The following is a 17,788-nucleotide window of genomic DNA, read 5'->3' as shown; positions in this document are numbered from 1 at the left end:
CACGTCACGCGCAATGTGAGAGAAACAGGGGGCAAGGGATGTTGCTTAAGAAGTTAAATGGTCGTCGGATGTCAGCGCTGAGTTTGTGCCTGGCACTGGCATTTGCTCCACTGTTCAGCGTACAGGCCGATGAGCCTGAAATAGTGCCGGTTGACAGTTCCGCCACGCCGGGCGATCAGCCGACCGTGTTACAGCAGCCGCAGGCACAATCGCCTGCTACCGCCATGTTAATCGGCGTGAAGCCTTATCCTGCCGGTGTTTCTGTGGCAGATGTTCGCGCACAGTTGCAGTCGCAATTGCCTGCCAACTGGACGCCCATCTTTATGAATCAACTGGCAGCCCTGTATGCCGCGCGCGGCCAGAAACCCATGTGGGATAACCGCGATGCGGTGCAGGCGTTTCAACAGCAACTGGCAGAAGTGGCGATTGCCGGTTTTCAGCCGCAATTCACCACCTGGGTTGAGCTGTTAACCGATCCGGATGTTTCCGGTATGGCGCGTGATGTAGTGCTCTCTGACGCCATGCTGGGCTATCTGCATTTTGTTGCCGGTATTCAGGCGAAAGGCCAGCGCTGGCTTTATAGCGACAAACCCTATGCGCTGGCAACGCCGGCGATTTCAGTGATCAATCAGTGGCAATTGGCGCTGGATAACGGTTCGCTGCCGTCATTCATACAGAGCCTTGCGCCACATCATCCGCAATATGCCGCCATGCACCAGTCACTGCTGACGCTGGTGGGGGATTCTCGCCCGTGGCCGCAAATCGCCAGTAACGTTACGCTGCGACCAGGGCAGTGGAGCAACGATGTTCCGGCGTTGCGCGAGATCCTGCAACGCACCGGCATGCTGGAAGGCGGGCCGAACATCGTGTTGCCTGGCGATCAGGTTGCAGTCAGCACCTCTGCGGCGTCGACCAGAAAAAAAGTACCGACGCGCGCGGCTTACGATCGGCAACTGGTTGAGGCAGTAAAACGCTTTCAGGCCTGGCAGGGGCTGCATGCCGATGGTGTGATTGGCCAGGGCACGCGTGACTGGCTGAATGTCAGCCCGTCGCAGCGCGCTGCATTGCTGGCGCTCAATATCCAACGGCTGCGTCTGCTGCCGGTGACGCTTTCCACCGGCATTATGGTGAATATTCCGGAGTACTCGTTGGTTTATTATCTCAACGGCAGCCAGGTGCTGGCGTCGCGGGTGATTGTTGGACGCCCCGATCGCAAAACGCCGATGATGAGCAGTGCGCTGAACAATGTGGTGGTCAATCCGCCGTGGAATGTACCGCCAACGCTGGCGCGCCAGGATATTCTTCCGAAGGTTCTGAACGATCCGACATACCTTGAACGCCACGGTTATACCGTGCTGCGCGGCTGGAACAGCAAAGAGGCGATCGACCCGTCAATGGTTGACTGGGCGACGATTACGCCATCGAATCTACCGTTCCGTTTCCAGCAGGCGCCGGGTGTACAGAACTCCCTTGGTCGTTACAAATTCAATATGCCGAGCTCTGATGCCATCTATTTGCATGACACGCCGAACCATAACTTGTTCCAGAAAGAGACGCGGGCGCTGAGTTCTGGTTGTGTGCGGGTGAATAAGGCGTCTGAACTGGCAAATATGCTGTTGCAGGATGCTGGATGGAACGATACGCGTATCTCTGATGCCTTAAAGCAGGGAGATACCCGTTACGTAAATATTCGACACAATATCCCCGTGAATCTCTACTATCTGACTGCGTTTGTGGGGGCCGATGGTCGCACGCAGTATCGTACAGATATTTACAATTACGATCTTACTGCGCGATCGGGCGCACAAATCTTGCCAAAAGCTGAACAATTAATCAGATAAATGAAGCAGTTTGGCGAATAGCATTGTCGTAATAACTGGCAATAAACGGGCTTTGTAAGCTACAAAGCCCGTCGTTGCTGGGGGGAGGCTGCCTTGACGTGGCGTTTGTAGCCCGGTAAGGTGCCTTTCGTGCGCTAAAAAGTGCATAAATTACGTTTAACTTTGCTTATCTATAGAATTTATTATCATGGATAAATTTGACGCTAATCGCCGCAAACTGCTGGCGTTGGGTGGGGTTGCTCTTGGCGCCGCCATGTTACCAACGCAGGCGTTTGCTACCCTTTCCACGCCACGACCGCGTATTCTGACGCTGAATAATCTGAATACCGGAGAGTCTATTAAAGCTGAGTTCTTTGATGGCAGAGGCTATATTCAGGATGAATTAGCAAAACTGAATCATTTTTTCCGTGATTACCGCGCGAATAAAATTAAAACCATCGATCCTCAGTTGTTTGACCATCTCTTTCGCCTGCAGGGGCTGCTGGGAACACGCAAGCCTGTGCAACTCATTTCCGGCTATCGTTCTGTTGATACCAATAATGAACTACGCGCGCACAGCCGCGGCGTGGCGAAACAGAGTTACCACACCAAAGGCCAGGCCATGGATTTCCATATTGAAGGGATTGCTCTGAGTAATATTCGCAAAGCAGCGTTATCTCTGCGCGCGGGTGGTGTAGGATACTACCCCAGCAGCAACTTTGTGCATATTGATACCGGCCCGGTGCGGCACTGGTAAACCTCAGAGGAGCAGTATGAACTATCGTATTATTCCGGTTACCGCGTTCTCACAGAATTGTTCGTTAATCTGGTGTGAACAGACTCAACTTGCCGCCGTGGTCGATCCTGGCGGCGATGCACAGCGTATTATCGCCGAAGTGGATGCTTCCAGCGTGACGCTGACGCAAGTTCTGCTCACGCATGGTCATCTTGATCATGTGGGTGCGGCAGCCGAAGTGGCGCAGCATTACGGTGTGCCGATTATTGGCCCGGAAAAAAATGATGAGTTCTGGTTGCAGGGGCTGCCCGCCCAAAGCCGGATGTTTGGTCTGGATGATTGCCTACCGCTGACGCCCGACCGCTGGTTAAATGAAGGCGATACGGTTACCGTCGGTAAGGTGACATTGCAAGTATTGCATTGCCCGGGTCATACGCCGGGACATGTGGTGTTTTTTGATGCGCAGTCGCGTTTGCTGGTTTCTGGCGATGTGATCTTTAAAGGCGGTGTTGGGCGCAGCGATTTCCCGCAGGGGAATCATGCGCAGTTGATTGATTCAATCAAACGTAAATTACTGCCTCTTGGCGATGACGTTACCTTTATTCCTGGACACGGGCCAATGTCGACGCTGGGCAATGAACGGCTGCACAACCCGTTCCTGCAGGATGAATTACCGGTGTGGTAAATAAAAAAGGGTCGCTTCGGCGACCCTTTCTGTATGCGTTACATTTTACAGTACGGCGACAATCGCTTCGCACAGCGGCGACATATTATCCGGCGTCATACCTGCAACGTTGATACGCCCGGAAGCGACAGCGTAAATGCCAAACTCTTCGCGCAGACGCAGCACCTGCTCTTTGGTCAGGCCGCTGAACGAAAACATACCGTTCTGACGGGTAATAAAGCTGAAATCGCGGTTTGCCCCTTTCTCCTGCAGCGTATTCACAAACAGCAGGCGCATACGCTGAATACGCTGGCGCATATCGGTCAGCTCCTGTTCCCAGATCGCGCGTAGTGCGTCATTGCTGAGAATGGTTGCCACGATAGAAGCGCCGTGTGCCGGTGGGTTAGAGTAGTTGGCGCGGATCACGGATTTCATTTGGCTGAAGGCGCGATCGGCGTTTTCTGCATCCGCCGCGACCAGCGTACAGGCACCGACACGCTCGCTATACAGACCGAAGTTTTTGGAGAATGAGCTGGCGACGAGAAACTCTTTATGCAGCGCAGCAAACGCGCGCAGGCCTTCAGCATCTTCTTCCAGACCGCGGGCAAACCCCTGATAGGCGAAATCGAACAGCGGCAACCAGCCTTTCTCAATGGAGAGTTTCGCCAGCGTTTCCCACTGCTCAAGCGTAGGATCGATACCCGTCGGGTTATGGCAGCAACCATGGAACAGCACCACATCGCCAGCCTGCGCATTGTTCAGGCTCGCCAGCATACCGTCGAAATCCAGCGCGTGGTTCTGCGCATCGTAATAGTTATATTCGCAGACTTCGAGGCCAGCGGAGTTGAAGACGCCCTTATGGTTCGGCCAGCTTGGATTGCTTACCCAGACGCGCTTAACGGCGGTGTTTTTGGCCAGGAAATCTGCCGCGACGCGCAGCCCGCCGGTGCCGCCCGGAGTCTGTGCGGTACGTGCACGTTTGTCATTGATAATCGCGCTGCCTTTGCCGAACAGCAGTTCCTGGGTGCAACGGCCAAACTCAGGAATACCATCGATGCTGAGGTAGTTCTTGGTGGCTTCATTTTCCAGCAGGTACTGTTCTGCTTTCTTCACGCTGGTTAATACCGGGGTCTTGCCGGTTTCATCTTTATAAACACCGATCCCTAAGTTGATTTTATTGGGGCGTTCATCGGCGCGAAACAGATCGGCCAGACCCAGAATAGGGTCGGCAGGGGCAGCGGTTATATTCTCAAACATGACGAGGTTCCATTTTGATGACAGAAGGGAGATCCGCTATCAGGGTAACGGCTGACGCACGAATTGCCAACCGTTTGCGATAAAAAGCACGATGCTTTTCAAAAGTCGTCGGCATTTTTGTTTCAGGCATAAAAAAACAGGGCCGGAGCCCTGTTTGATATGCATATAACAGTCGAGGGGTGACTGATTAGAACTGGTAAACGATACCAACTGCAACGGTGTCGTCAGAACCTACGCCCAGTTTGTTGTCTTTATCAATCTGGTTGATGATGTAGTCAACATAGGTGGACATGTTTTTGTTGAAGTAGTAGGTTGCGCCCACTTCTACGTAGTTGATGAAATCTTCGCTGCCAATGCCTTCAACATCTTTCGCTTTAGATTTGTAGTAAGCGATGGACGGACGCAGACCGAAGTCGAACTGGTACTGTGCTACAACAGAGAAGTCCTGAGTTTTGTTCAGGTAACCATTCTGTGCAACACCGCTTGGCAGTTTGGTTTTCAGGCGAGTTGCGTTGTGGGTTTCTTCATACAGAGCGGCCAGGTAGATGTTGTTTGCGTCATATTTCAGACCAACAGCCCACTGCTCAGCTTTTTCGCCAGAAGTACCGTAATCTTTCAGAGCCTGCTGTACGTTAGTACGGTCAGCCGCGCCGTAAGCACCAACGATACCGAAACCGTTGAAGTCGTAGCTTACAGAAGAAGCCCAGCCGTCGCCGTTGGAACGTGTAATGTCGTTTGCATCATCAGTCAGGGAAGTTGCACGCTCGTTTTTACCCAGGTACTGAACGCCGAAGTTCAGGCCGTCAACCAGACCGAAGAAGTTGCTGTTACGGTAAGTAGCCAGACCACCGTTACGGCCTGCGAAGAAGTTATCGCTGGCACCAGTGTCGCCACCGAATTCTGGCAGCATGTCAGTTACGCCAATTGCATCGTATACCAGACCGTAGTTACGACCGTAGTCGAAAGAACCTAAATCGCCAGCTTTCAGACCTGCAAATGCCAGACGGGTTTTGTTACCATCTTGAGCATCAGTACCGCCTTCAGAGTTGTTGCCCTGGAAGTTGTATTCCCACTGGCCGTAACCAGTCAACTGGTCGTTGATTTTTGTTTCGCCTTTAAAGCCCAGACGAGCGTAAGTCTGATCGCCATTGCCGCCGTAGCTGTTGTCGCCGTTGTCTTTAGAGAAGTAGTGCAGACCTACTGCTTTACCGTAGATATCTACTTTGTTGCCATCTTTGTTATAGATCTCAGCAGCGTTAGCTGCACCCGCTACCAGCAGGGCAGGGATAACCACTGCCAGGATATTGCGCTTCATCATTATTTATTACCCTCATTGGTTTTTTTTGGACACCTGCCACTGCCGCCAATAATTTCCGTCAATAAAAATTTACGGAACTATTGATGAGAGTTTGGTGTCTTTCTGTGTCTGAGAGGCATCTTTCCAAACATATAATCGTTTCGCTAGCCTGAAAGTGCTACAAATGTCTTAAAGCGGTAACAAAAAGAAATATTGTGTAAAAAAGTATGAATTTACGGGAACTTTGTGAACCATCTCAAAGTTCAGCACCAACCGCTGATAAAAACGGCACTTCCATTCCTATTTATATGAATTACTTATATTTAATTGAGATAATGTCTTTCCCTGGTATGGAACCATTCTCATCTTGCTTTTTCTTATAACAGGATTTAGCCGTCTGGATAGCTGTATATTTTTTGTCCAAATGTGCTAATTAACAGTCAGACATATCCCGCAATAACTCGACGGGGTGTTTTTTGTACAGAGTTATTTCAGCCGTAAAAATGCGCAAAGAAAGGTAAGGATGGCAGGATTGCCGACGATGATGTCGAAAAGTTGTTAACGAAGGTTGACAGGAAAAGGATAAGAAAAAGGCCAGCGCGGAAGCTGGCCTTTTCTGTTTATCAGAATGTCGCGCTGCGTGGCGTGCGCGGGAACGGAATCACGTCACGAACGTTCTGTACGCCAGTGACATAGGCGATCAGACGCTCGAAGCCGAGACCGAAACCAGAGTGTGGAACCGTGCCGTAACGGCGCAGATCGCGATACCACCAGTAGTCCTCTTTATTCAGACCCATTTCGGCCATACGCGCATCCAGTACATCAAGACGCTCCTCACGCTGCGAACCACCGATGATTTCACCGATGCCCGGAGCCAGCACGTCCATCGCGGCAACGGTTTTACCGTCATCGTTCAGGCGCATATAGAATGCTTTAATATCTTTCGGGTAGTTTTTCACCACCACCGGCGCTTTAAAGTGTTTCTCTGCCAGATAGCGTTCATGCTCGGAGGCCAGGTCAACGCCCCAGTAAACCGGGTTCTCGAATTTCTCGCCGCATTTTTCAAGAATAGCGACGGCGTCGGTGTAGTCCACCTGCGCGAAATCCGCTGCGATGAAACGCTCAAGACGGCCAATTGCGTCTTTATCGACACGTTCCTCAAAGAACTTCAGATCGTCGAGACGCTCTTCCAGCACCGCTTTGAAGGCATATTTCAGCATGGCTTCTGCCAGACGGGCGTTATCGTCGAGGTCGGCGAATGCCATTTCCGGTTCCAGCATCCAGAACTCTGCCAGATGGCGGCTGGTGTTGGAGTTTTCAGCGCGGAAGGTTGGGCCGAAGGTATACACTTTTGACAGTGCGCAGGCATAAGTTTCGGCGTTCAACTGGCCAGAAACGGTCAGAAAAGCTTCTTTGCCGAAAAAGTCCTTATCAAAATCGACTTTGCCTTCTGCAGTACGCGGCAGGTTTTCCATGTCCAGCGTGGAGACGCGGAACATTTCGCCGGCGCCTTCGGTATCCGATGCGGTAATCAGCGGTGAGGAGACCCAGAAGAAACCCTGCTCGTCGAAGAAACGATGCAGTGCCTGCGCCAGCGTATGGCGAACACGGGCTACCGCGCCAATCAGGTTGGTGCGCGGACGCAGGTGCGCAACTTCACGCAGATACTCAATGCTGTGGCGCTTTGCCGCCATCGGATAGGTATCCGGATCTTCAACCCAGCCGGTCACTTCAACGGAGGTGGCCTGAATTTCCAGACTCTGACCTTCACCCGGAGACGCAACCACTTTACCGGTGACGATCACTGAGCAACCGGTGGTCAGACGCAAAACGTCCTGATTGTAATTGGGCAGAGAATTATTAATAACGGCCTGTACAGGATTAAAGCAGGAGCCGTCATAAACGGCGAGGAAGGAGATACCAGCTTTAGAATCTCGGCGGGTGCGTACCCATCCGCGCACGGTGACTTCACTGTCAACGGCAACGCGGCCATGGAATACGTCGGCTACAGGCACAACGCTCATAATATTCTCTCTATTAATAGTCGGAAAAAATAAACACTTTGTCCGCCCAAAAAGACGGGGTTTTCTATGTTACCTGGCGTGCGCCATCAGACAAGCAGAATTAGCAAGGAAGCATTAATAAATTATCGGAAAAAAGAAGGGAGCCGTCGGCTCCCTTGTGATTAGCTGGCCTTTCTGACCTGCGGCAGGTCAAAGGCTTCGCGCAGCGCGCGGACGAAGGCTTTATCGTGGCAGATGGTTTTGCCGGGGCTGTCAGATAATTTCGCCACTGGCTTTCCGTTACACTCCACCAGCTTGATAACAATATTCAGCGGCTTCACGCCCGGAATATCGCAGGTGAGGCGTGTCCCGATGCCAAAACCGAGTTTAATGCGGGAGGCAAAGTGACGATAAAGATCGAGCGCTTTTGTCAGATCGAGGTTATCGGAGAAAATCAGCGTCTTCGACAGCGGATCGATACCGAGTTTTTCATAATGGGCAATGGCTTTTTCGCCCCATTCGACCGGATCGCCTGAATCGTGGCGCAGGCCCTGGTAACGCGTGGCGAATTCCGCACCGAAGTCGCGTAAAAACGCATCCATCGTAATGCAGTCGGTCAGCGCAATCCCTAACTGATTGGGATACTCATCCAGCCATGCAGCTAATGCCGCACGCTGGCTGGTGGCCAGATCCGGGCTGATTTGCTGGTGCGCCTGGAACCATTCATGCGCCTGCGTGCCCATTGGCGTCAGCGACAGGCGACGCGCCAGATCGTAATTGCTGGTACCGATAAACCACGGTTCCTGTTGCAGACGTTCCACAATCGCTTGCTGCACATCGCGGGAGAAGCGACGGCGGGTGCCGAAATCCATCAGCCGGAAACCGGACATGTCCAACTGTTCTGAGCGAACAGCAAAATCCGCCAGTTTTTCTTCCAGATGCAGCAGAGCCTGCTGCACGCCAGCCTGCGGCGAGCGGCAGCGGTGAACCACTTCACTGATCACTGCCAGCAGCGGAACTTCCCACATAATGACTTCACGCCACGGCCCGGAAAGGCGGATATGCAGCTTGCCGTTATCATTGGTGATCGTTACCTGTTGCGGGTCGTAACGAAACTTCCGCAGCCAGTTGAGGTAATCGATTTTGAAGAAGGGGAGGCCGGAGAGCCACCGATACTCGTCATCCTGCAAGCGCAGATGCCGCATCGCATCAACTTGTTCGCGGATAGCATCGGCGTAGATACCCAGCAGATCGTCGCCGCGGCAGCGGAATTCAGCCGTGACGTGCACGTCATAATAATGATGGAACACCGCTTGCTGCATATGCAGCTTATAGGCGTCGGTATCCAGCAGCGTTTGCAGACCAGGGAAAGCGAGTTGAGTCATGGTGCGCAGTAGCATCCTCTTACAGGAGCGTTTAGTACAATAAACAAAGCAGGTCGTCGCTGGAGTATACCTTGTTTACCAGGTTATTGAACCCTGATCACACCATATCGTGCTGAAAGGGTCGATGGCATTTTGTGCCCCTTGTTATAAAAATGTAGCAAGCAGAGCTTTTCCCTCTGAAAAGATGAACATTCTACATGGCGCGATTTGGGCAACCGGAATAGACTGGAGTCGTAACCAAACAGAAGATGCTAAAGGTTTTTTATGACACAACAGCCACAAGCCAAATACCGCCACGATTACCGTGCGCCGGATTACCTGATTAGCGATATTGACTTGACCTTTGATCTTGATGCCGCAAAAACCGTCGTTACCGCATTAAGTACCGTGTCACGCCATAGCGCCTCTGCGACGCCGCTGCGCCTTGATGGCGGCGAGCTGAAACTGATTTCAGTGCATGTCAATGATGAACCCTGGACCAACTATAAAGAAGAAGGCTCCCAGTTGGTTCTCGATGGCCTGCCGGAACGCTTTACTCTGCGTATTGTGAATGAGATCAGCCCTGCGGCGAATACCGCGCTGGAAGGGCTTTACCAGTCCGGCGAAGCGCTGTGCACGCAGTGTGAAGCCGAAGGTTTCCGCCATATTACCTGGTATCTCGATCGCCCGGACGTGCTGGCCCGCTTTACCACCAAACTGATCGCCGATAAATCCCGCTACCCGTTCCTGCTGTCGAACGGCAACCGCGTGGCGCAGGGCGAGCTGGAGAATGGCCGTCACTGGGTACAGTGGCAGGATCCGTTCCCGAAACCGTGCTATCTGTTTGCGCTGGTGGCCGGTGATTTTGACGTCCTGCGCGATACCTTTACTACCCGCTCCGGGCGTGAAGTTGCGCTGGAGCTGTATGTCGATCGCGGTAACCTCGATCGCGCGCCGTGGGCGATGACTTCGCTGAAAAACTCGATGAAGTGGGATGAGCAGCGTTTCGGTCTGGAATACGATCTCGACATCTATATGATCGTCGCTGTCGACTTCTTTAATATGGGGGCGATGGAGAACAAGGGGCTGAATATCTTCAACTCTAAATACGTTCTCGCCCGCACAGATACCGCTACGGATAAAGACTATCTCGATATTGAGCGCGTTATCGGCCACGAATATTTTCACAACTGGACCGGCAACCGTGTGACCTGTCGCGACTGGTTCCAGCTCAGCCTGAAAGAGGGGCTGACGGTTTTCCGCGACCAGGAGTTCAGCTCCGATCTGGGTTCCCGCGCGGTTAACCGCATTAACAACGTTCGCACCATGCGCGGCCTGCAATTCGCCGAAGACGCCAGCCCGATGGCACACCCGATCCGTCCGGACAAAGTTATTGAAATGAATAACTTCTATACCCTGACGGTGTACGAAAAGGGCGCTGAAGTGATCCGCATGATGCACACGCTGCTTGGCGAAGCGAATTTCCAGAAAGGGATGCAGCTCTACTTTGAACGTCATGATGGCAGCGCAGCAACTTGTGACGACTTCGTGCAGGCGATGGAAGATGCGTCGAATGTCGATCTGTCGCATTTCCGCCGCTGGTACAGCCAGGCCGGTACGCCGATTGTAACGGTGTCTGACGATTACAACCCGAATACCGAGCAGTACACGCTGACCATCAGCCAGCGCACGCCGCCAACCGCCGAGCAGCAGGAGAAACAACCGCTGCACATTCCGTTCGATATCGAGCTGTACGATAACGAAGGCAAAGTCATCCCGCTGCAGAAAGATGGTCATCCGGTTCATCATGTGCTGAATGTCACTCAGGCCGAGCAAACCTTTATTTTCGACAATGTCTACTTCCAGCCGGTGCCATCGCTGCTGCGTGAGTTTTCTGCGCCGGTGAAACTGGAATATAAATGGAGCGATCAGCAGCTAACCTTCCTGATGCGCCATGCCAGCAACGATTTCTCGCGTTGGGACGCGGCGCAAAGCCTGCTGGCTACGCACATCAAACTGAATGTTGCGCGCCATCAGCAGGGCCAGGCGCTGTCGCTGCCGCTGCATGTTGCCGACGCGTTCCGCGCCATTTTGCTTGATGAGCAGATCGATCCGGCGCTGGCCGCTGAGATCCTCACGCTGCCATCAGCGAATGAAATTGCCGAACTGTTTGACATCATCGATCCGCTGGCGATTGCCGCCGTTCGCGAAGCGTTAACCCGCACGCTGGCGACAGAGCTGGCTGATGAGTTCCTGGCGATTTATCACGCTCACAAACTCGACCGCTACCAGGTTGAACATGCCGATATCGGCAAGCGCTCCCTGCGTAACACCGCGCTGCGCTACCTGGCGTTCGGCGATGCGCAGCTGGCCGATAAACTGGTCAGCCAGCAGTACCACGATGCGGACAATATGACGGATGCGCTGGCCGCGCTCTCCGCTGCGGTTGCCGCGCAGCTTCCGTGCCGCGATGCGCTGATGCAGGAGTATGATGACAAGTGGCATCAGGACGGTCTGGTGATGGATAAATGGTTCATCCTGCAGGCGACAAGCCCGGCGGATAACGTGCTGGAAACGGTACGCAGCCTGCTGAAACACCGCTCGTTCTCCCTGAGCAACCCGAACCGCATTCGCTCGCTGATCGGCGCCTTTGCTGGCAGCAACCCGGCGGCGTTCCATGCGCAGGATGGTAGTGGCTATCAGTTCCTGGTGGAAATGTTAACCGAGCTGAACAGCCGCAACCCGCAGGTGGCCTCGCGTTTGATTGAGCCGCTGATCCGCCTGAAACGTTACGACAGCAAACGTCAGGCGCTGATGCGTGCGGCGCTGGAACAATTGAAAGCGCTGCCGAATCTCTCCGGCGATCTGTTTGAGAAAGTCAGCAAAGCGCTGGCGTGATGCTGTATGGCCCGGTGGCACAGTGCTTACCGGGCCTCTATCGGTTGGATAAGACGCAGCCGTCATCCGGCTGCTATTCAGCGTGGCAGGCTTTCTGCCTGCTCATTTCGTAAGTCCGATAAGCATCGCGCCATCGGGCAAAAAGCGGGTTAAGCGTGGCGAGTCCGGGGCAATGCAGTCGCTTCCGACTCGCCGCGTTTCATCACCCGGTTCAGTACCTCTTCTTCCAGTTCCGCCAGTCTTACCGATCCCAGCCGGCGCGGGCGCGGCACATCGATGGCCAAATCGAGGCCGATTTTCCCTTCCTCTATTAATAACACGCGATCCGCCATCGCCACCGCTTCACTGACATCATGCGTCACCAGCACCACGGTAAAACCATAGCGTTGCCAGAGTTCGGTGATCAGCGCCTGCATCTCCAGCCGGGTTAAGGCATCCAGCGCGCCTAATGGCTCATCCAGCAATAACAATCCCGGTTGATGCACCAGCGCGCGAGCCAGCGCGACGCGCTGTTTTTGCCCGCCGGAAAGGGCGGCAGGCCACTCACTGGCCCGATGTTCCAGCCCCACCGACTGCAACGCCTGTTGTGCAGCTTCGCGCCAGCGGCCTTTCAACCCCAGCCCGACATTATCAATCACCGATTTCCATGGCAGCAGGCGCGCATCCTGAAACATCATGCGCGTGTCATGCTGAATTTCTGCAAGCGGTGTATTGCCAGCCAGCAATGCTCCGCCATTAGGCGACTCCAGCCCGGCCAGCAGGCGCAACAGTGTGCTTTTCCCGCCGCCGCTGCGGCCCACCACGGCAATAAACTGCCCGGCGGCGATATGCAAATCCAGTGCATTCAGCACCAGGTTGTTGCCGTAACGTTTGCTGACACCGTTGAGTAACAACGGGATCCCCTGATTCAGTCGGGCAGTATTCATGCGGTGACCTCTTTGGTGTGGTAAGCGGGATGCCAGCGTAGCCACAGGCGCTCCAGCAGTTGGGTGCTGACATCTGCCAGTTTGCCAAGCAGGGCATAAAGAATAATGGCGACCACCACGACATCGGTTTGCAGGAATTCGCGGGCGTTCATCGCCAGGTAACCGATCCCGGCGTTGGCTGAAATGGTTTCCGCCACAATTAATGTCAGCCACATCAAACCGAGTGCAAAACGCACACCCACCATTATCGACGGTAGCGCGCCGGGTAGGATCACATGGATGAAAAGGCTTAAGCCCGAAAGGCCGTAGCTGCGTGCCATCTCCAGCAGACCCTGATCAATATTGCGGATGCCATGCCAGGTGTTGATATAGATGGGGAATAGCGTACCGAGCGCCACGAGGAATATTTTGGCGCTCTCGTCGATACCGAACCATAAAATCACCAGCGGGATCAGCGCCAGATGCGGCACATTTCGCAGCATCTGAATGGACGTATCCAGCAGGCGCTCTCCCCAGCGCGACAGACCGCTGATAAGCCCGAGCGTCAACCCAATCGAGCCGCCGATGGAGAAGCCAATCACTGCCCGCCACGAACTGATGGCCAGATGCTGCCACAACTCGCCGCTGGCGCTCAGCGTCCAGAACGCTTTTACGACGCCTTCCGGTGAAGGCAGGATGCGCGTGGATAACCAGCCGGTAGATGAGGCGATTTGCCAGACCACCACAATCCCGGCGGGCAGCAGCCACGGAGCGAGGCGCAGTAACCATCTGTTTTGTTGAGCCATAGAAACCTCAGCTTTGCGCCACTTTGCGAGGAATAAACTCGTTTGCCACCGTTTCGCCCTGCAATTTCAATGGCTGTGGCTGCGGGATCTCTGGAATGGCGACATCGAGATGCGGGAACAGCAGTTCGCCCACCCGGTATGCCTCTTCCAGATGCGGATAGCCGGAAAGGATAAAACTGTCGATCCCCAGCGCGGCGTATTCATTAATCCGCGCGGCGACTGTCGGGCCATCGCCGACCAGCGCAGTTCCCGCGCCGCCGCGAACCAGGCCGACGCCGGCCCACAGGTTCGGGCTGATCTCCAGTTGATCGCGCTTACCGCCGTGTAGCGCCACCATGCGCTGCTGGCCGACGGAATCCTGACGTGCAAAAGCGGACTGCGCTTTGGCGATGGTTTCATCATCAAGGTGGGAAATCAGACGATCCGCCGCCTGCCAGGCTTCGGCAGTGGTTTCACGAACAATCACATGCAGGTGAATACCAAACCGCACCTTACGGCCATGGGCTGCGGCTTTGGCGCGTACCTGGGCAATCTTCTCTTTCACCCTCTCCGGTGGTTCACCCCAGGTCAGATAGAGATCGACCTGTTCCGCTGCCAGATCCTGCGCCACATCCGAGGAGCCGCCAAAGTAGAGCGGTGGACGCGGCTGCTGCACCGGCGGGAAAAAGAGCTTCGCCCCGCGAACATGAATATGCTTACCTTCGTAATCCACCGTGTCGCCCTCCAACAGGCGGCGCCAGACATGGGTGAATTCGGACGACACTTCATAGCGTTCGTTGTGATCGAGAAAGACGCCATCACCGGCCAGTTCCTGCGGATCGCTGCCGGTGACCAGGTTAAACAGCGCGCGGCCGTTGGAGAGCCTGTCCAGCGTTGCCGCCTGACGCGCCGCGACGGTCGGCGAGACCACGCTTGGGCGCAGCGCGACCAGAAATTTTAAGCGCTGAGTGACCGGAATCAGCGAGGCGGCCACCAGCCACGCATCTTCGCACGAACGGCCAGTAGGAATTAACACACCGCTAAAACCCAGCCGGTCAGCAGCCTGCGCGATTTGCTGCAAATAGTTATGATCCACCGGGCGTGAGCCCTCGTCGGTGCCAAGATAGTGGCCGTCGCCGTGCGTCGGTAAAAACCAGAACAGATTCAGGCTCATGATTTTGCTCCTTCTTTGGTCGGTTGCCAGATACGGGTACGGATATCGACCTTCTTCGGCACCAGGTGGTTGTCATAAAAGAGATCGGCGGTTTGTTGCTGCAATGCCGCAGTGGCTTCATTAACCGGTGCGATTTTGGTTGGCGGGCGATGTTCAAAATAAGTGGAAATCACCGCAGGCGGCAGCCCCATGGTTTTTGCCAGCAGCGCCACGCTTTCGTCGCGGTGACTAATAGTTAAGGCATCGGCTTCGCTAAAGGTATCCAGCACGCCCTGCAGGAATTCGCCGTTCTTTTCTGCATATGGGCGAGCGGCTAAATAGAAGGAACCGGTCTGTTTGAGTGTGGTGCCGTCTTTCAGTACTCGCACGCCGCCCTGCAACAAGGCCGCAGAGTAGTAAGGATCCCAGATTGCCCATGCATCCACATTTCCTTGCTGGAAGGCAGCGCGCGCATCGGCAGGCGTCAGAAACACCGGTTGAATATCGCTGAATTTCAGCCCGGCCTGTTGCAGGGCGCGCAGCAGCAAGTTATGGGAGCTGGAGCCCTTCTGGAACGCCACTTTATGCCCTTTCAGATTGGCCACCGTTTTGATTGGGCTGTTTTCCGCCACCAGAATCACTTCGGCTTTTGGTTTCGGCGGCTCTACCCCGACATACACCAGATCTGCGCCCGCTGCCTGCGCAAAGATGGGGGGAATATCGCCGGTGCTGCCAAGATCAATACTGCCGACATTAAGCGCTTCCAGCATCTGTGGACCTGCCGGAAATTCAACCCAGGAAATTTTGGTGTTCGGGTAGCGTTTTTCCAGTAGCTCATGGCTTTTCGCCAGCACCATACTGACGCTGCCTTTTTGGTAACCAATACGTAGCGCGTCCGGTGCGGGCGTTGCGGCCTGCGATAAAGCGGAAAATGACAGCAGCCCGGCCAGCGCCAGCCAGGGGAAACGATTAAACATGAGCAATTCCTTGTGGACGGTGAAAATCCGGTGCCTGAATTTCCCGACGGTGCAGCGCCTGCCAGAAGGTTTCCAGCGCGTTATCAAGGCGCATTTGCAGGTTCGGTGTCAGGCTGGGTTTATGCTGGTAATCCAGCACCTGGGTATCGTCGGCAAACACGCCGTGCAGGATCTCTTGTGCCTTCAGCGCGCTGAGCACCGGTTTCAGGGCGTAATCTACCGCCAGCATGTGCGCCACGGTGCCGCCGGTCGCTAACGGTAATACGACTTTGCCTTCCAGCGCCCGCTCTGGAAGCAGATCAAGCAGGGCTTTTAGCGCTCCGGCATAAGCCGCTTTGTAAACAGGCGTGGCGACAATCAGCCCGTCTGCTTCTTTTAGTTGTTCAATAAAGGCTTGCAGGGCAGGGCTATCGAAACGCGCGTAAATGAGATCTTCCGGCGCGAAGTTTTGCAGGTGCCAGTGGCACACGTCGACGTCTTGCGCGTTGAGGCGCTCGCGGGCATATTCCAGCAGCGCGCTGGAGCGGGAGGGGAAGCGTGGGCTTCCCGCCAGGGTGACAACTCGCATAATCGCTCCTTATAACTAATTGTTTGCTTTTAGATAACATTCATAACAATTTCCTTCAGTGTGGCAGAGGCGATTTATTCCACTAAATGATTTATTCGAAGAAAAATTGCTAAAAAATGCATAAAGCAAAACGAGGAGAGAAAACGATTGCGTCGGATGCGCTTTTTTTGCCGCAGGTCAATTCCCTTTCGCGGCGCTTTCACCGATAATACGCCCCCGGTTTGCACCCGGGAATTCAGGAGAGTTCATGTACTACCCTTTCGTTCGTAAAGCCCTTTTTCAGCTCGATCCAGAGCGCGCCCATGAATTGACCTTCCAGCAGCTGCGCCGTATTACCGGAACGCCTTTTGAGGCACTGGTTCGTCAGCGCGTGCCGGAAAAACCTGTGCAATGTATGGGACTGACGTTTAAGAATCCGCTGGGGCTGGCGGCCGGGCTGGATAAAAACGGTGAATGCATCGATGCGCTGGGAGCAATGGGCTTTGGCTCCATTGAGATCGGTACCGTTACGCCTCGCCCGCAGCCGGGAAATGACAAGCCGAGGATCTTCCGCCTGGTAGATGCTGAAGGTCTGATCAACCGCATGGGGTTTAATAATCTCGGCGTAGATAACCTGGTTGAGAACGTCAAAAAATCGCATTTTGACGGCGTACTGGGCATCAATATCGGTAAAAATAAAGATACGCCAGTAGAGCAGGGGAAAGATGACTATCTGATTTGCATGGAAAAAGTCTATGCCTATGCCGGTTATATCGCCATTAATATTTCCTCACCGAATACCCCAGGTTTACGCACGCTGCAATATGGCGAAGCGCTGGACGATCTTTTAACGGCGATTAAAAATAAGCAGAACGATCTGCAAAACATCCACCATAAATATGTTCCGGTGGCGGTAAAGATCGCGCCCGATCTTTCTGAAGAAGAATTGATCCAGGTGGCCGACAGTTTAGTTCGCCACAATATTGATGGTGTTATTGCTACCAATACCACGCTGGAAAGATCGCTGGTACAGGGAATGAAACACTGTGATGAAACCGGTGGTTTAAGTGGACGACCGCTGCAATTAAAAAGCACGGAAATAATTCGTCGCCTGTCGCAGGAATTAAATGGTCGTTTGCCAATTATCGGCGTCGGTGGCATTGACTCAGTGATTGCTGCCCGTGAGAAGATCGCTGCGGGTGCGTCTATCGTGCAAATTTATTCCGGCTTTATTTTTAAAGGCCCGCCGCTGATTAAAGAAATCGTCACCCATATCTAATCTTTTTTTGTCAGTATGTATCCAGGGCTTTATTTCCGGCCCTGGTTGTTTTATATTCCCTCACTGTTGCTAATTTGTACATTGTGGTCTTTTATTATTAGAG

14 protein-coding genes are annotated in these 17,788 nt (G+C 53.9%); 5 read left to right on the top strand and 9 right to left on the bottom strand.

Annotation, left to right across the window (positions count from 1 at the left end; all coding sequences use genetic code 11):
- The first annotated feature begins 38 nt into the window (after window positions 1-38).
- The 3 genes from ldtD to AWR26_RS16590 all read left to right on the top strand — a co-directional run bounded on the left by ldtD (window position 39) and on the right by AWR26_RS16590 (window position 3,241).
- A complete protein-coding gene (gene ldtD / locus AWR26_RS16600; protein WP_064567481.1) occupies window positions 39-1,841 on the top strand; it encodes a L,D-transpeptidase in 1,803 nt (600 codons plus the stop codon).
- A 187-nt stretch (window positions 1,842-2,028) separates the two neighbouring features.
- Window positions 2,029-2,577 carry a YcbK family protein gene (locus AWR26_RS16595; RefSeq protein ID WP_007374157.1) on the top strand — a complete coding sequence of 183 codons (549 nt, stop codon included), beginning with the start codon at window positions 2,029-2,031 and terminating at the stop codon, window positions 2,575-2,577.
- 16 nt (window positions 2,578-2,593) lie between these two features.
- Window positions 2,594-3,241, top strand: a complete 648-nt coding sequence (locus tag AWR26_RS16590; RefSeq protein WP_064567479.1) for an MBL fold metallo-hydrolase — start codon at window positions 2,594-2,596, stop codon at window positions 3,239-3,241.
- A 45-nt stretch (window positions 3,242-3,286) separates the two neighbouring features.
- On the opposite strand, the gene AWR26_RS16585 is transcribed toward AWR26_RS16590, so the two are convergent.
- From AWR26_RS16585 to pncB, 4 genes are all read right to left on the bottom strand, one after another.
- Window positions 3,287-4,477 (bottom strand): amino acid aminotransferase, encoded by a 1,191-nt coding sequence (locus tag AWR26_RS16585; RefSeq protein WP_064567477.1) that lies wholly within the window; start codon window positions 4,475-4,477, stop codon window positions 3,287-3,289.
- Between the two features lie 187 nt (window positions 4,478-4,664).
- Window positions 4,665-5,795, bottom strand: a complete 1,131-nt coding sequence (gene ompF, locus AWR26_RS16580) for a porin OmpF (protein WP_064567475.1) — start codon at window positions 5,793-5,795, stop codon at window positions 4,665-4,667.
- 602 nt (window positions 5,796-6,397) lie between these two features.
- Window positions 6,398-7,798 carry an asparagine--tRNA ligase gene (asnS, locus tag AWR26_RS16575; protein WP_064567473.1) on the bottom strand — a complete coding sequence of 467 codons (1,401 nt, stop codon included), beginning with the start codon at window positions 7,796-7,798 and terminating at the stop codon, window positions 6,398-6,400.
- 161 nt (window positions 7,799-7,959) lie between these two features.
- Window positions 7,960-9,162, bottom strand: a complete 1,203-nt coding sequence (gene pncB / locus AWR26_RS16570) for a nicotinate phosphoribosyltransferase (RefSeq protein WP_064567471.1) — start codon at window positions 9,160-9,162, stop codon at window positions 7,960-7,962.
- Window positions 9,163-9,426: 264 nt separating this feature from the next.
- Here pncB and pepN point away from each other — a divergent pair, with 264 nt between their 5' ends.
- Complete coding sequence (gene pepN, locus AWR26_RS16565; RefSeq protein ID WP_064567469.1) at window positions 9,427-12,039, top strand: aminopeptidase N; 2,613 nt, start codon at window positions 9,427-9,429, stop codon at window positions 12,037-12,039.
- A gap of 149 nt (window positions 12,040-12,188) precedes the next feature.
- Here pepN and ssuB read toward each other — a convergent pair whose 3' ends face one another.
- Genes ssuB through ssuE form a run of 5 tightly spaced genes read right to left on the bottom strand, consistent with a single transcriptional unit; the run spans window position 12,189 to window position 16,427 of the window.
- Window positions 12,189-12,965 carry an aliphatic sulfonates ABC transporter ATP-binding protein gene (gene ssuB / locus AWR26_RS16560; protein WP_064567467.1) on the bottom strand — a complete coding sequence of 259 codons (777 nt, stop codon included), beginning with the start codon at window positions 12,963-12,965 and terminating at the stop codon, window positions 12,189-12,191.
- Window positions 12,962-13,750, bottom strand: coding sequence for an aliphatic sulfonate ABC transporter permease SsuC (ssuC, locus tag AWR26_RS16555; protein ID WP_064567464.1), 789 nt, complete (start codon window positions 13,748-13,750; stop codon window positions 12,962-12,964). The genes ssuB and ssuC overlap by 4 nt, the downstream gene beginning before the upstream one ends.
- Before the next feature lie 7 nt (window positions 13,751-13,757).
- Window positions 13,758-14,903 (bottom strand): FMNH2-dependent alkanesulfonate monooxygenase, encoded by a 1,146-nt coding sequence (ssuD, locus tag AWR26_RS16550; RefSeq protein ID WP_064567462.1) that lies wholly within the window; start codon window positions 14,901-14,903, stop codon window positions 13,758-13,760.
- On the bottom strand, window positions 14,900-15,859 hold the full coding sequence (locus tag AWR26_RS16545) for a sulfonate ABC transporter substrate-binding protein (RefSeq protein ID WP_064567460.1): 960 nt from the start codon (window positions 15,857-15,859) through the stop codon (window positions 14,900-14,902). The genes ssuD and AWR26_RS16545 overlap by 4 nt, the downstream gene beginning before the upstream one ends.
- Window positions 15,852-16,427: an NADPH-dependent FMN reductase gene (ssuE, locus tag AWR26_RS16540; RefSeq protein ID WP_064567458.1), complete on the bottom strand. Its 576-nt coding sequence runs from the start codon at window positions 16,425-16,427 to the stop codon at window positions 15,852-15,854. Before ssuE ends, AWR26_RS16545 begins: the two co-directional genes overlap by 8 nt.
- Window positions 16,428-16,674: 247 nt before the next feature.
- On the opposite strand from ssuE, the gene pyrD reads away from it, so the two are divergent.
- Window positions 16,675-17,685 carry a quinone-dependent dihydroorotate dehydrogenase gene (gene pyrD, locus AWR26_RS16535; RefSeq protein ID WP_007374172.1) on the top strand — a complete coding sequence of 337 codons (1,011 nt, stop codon included), beginning with the start codon at window positions 16,675-16,677 and terminating at the stop codon, window positions 17,683-17,685.
- The last annotated feature ends 103 nt before the right edge of the window (window positions 17,686-17,788 follow it).

It is taken from the genome of Kosakonia oryzae (genome assembly GCF_001658025.2).
In the GTDB taxonomy this organism is placed as follows: Bacteria; Pseudomonadota; Gammaproteobacteria; order Enterobacterales; family Enterobacteriaceae; genus Kosakonia; species Kosakonia oryzae.
This window is presented reverse-complemented; position numbering and strand designations above follow the sequence as displayed.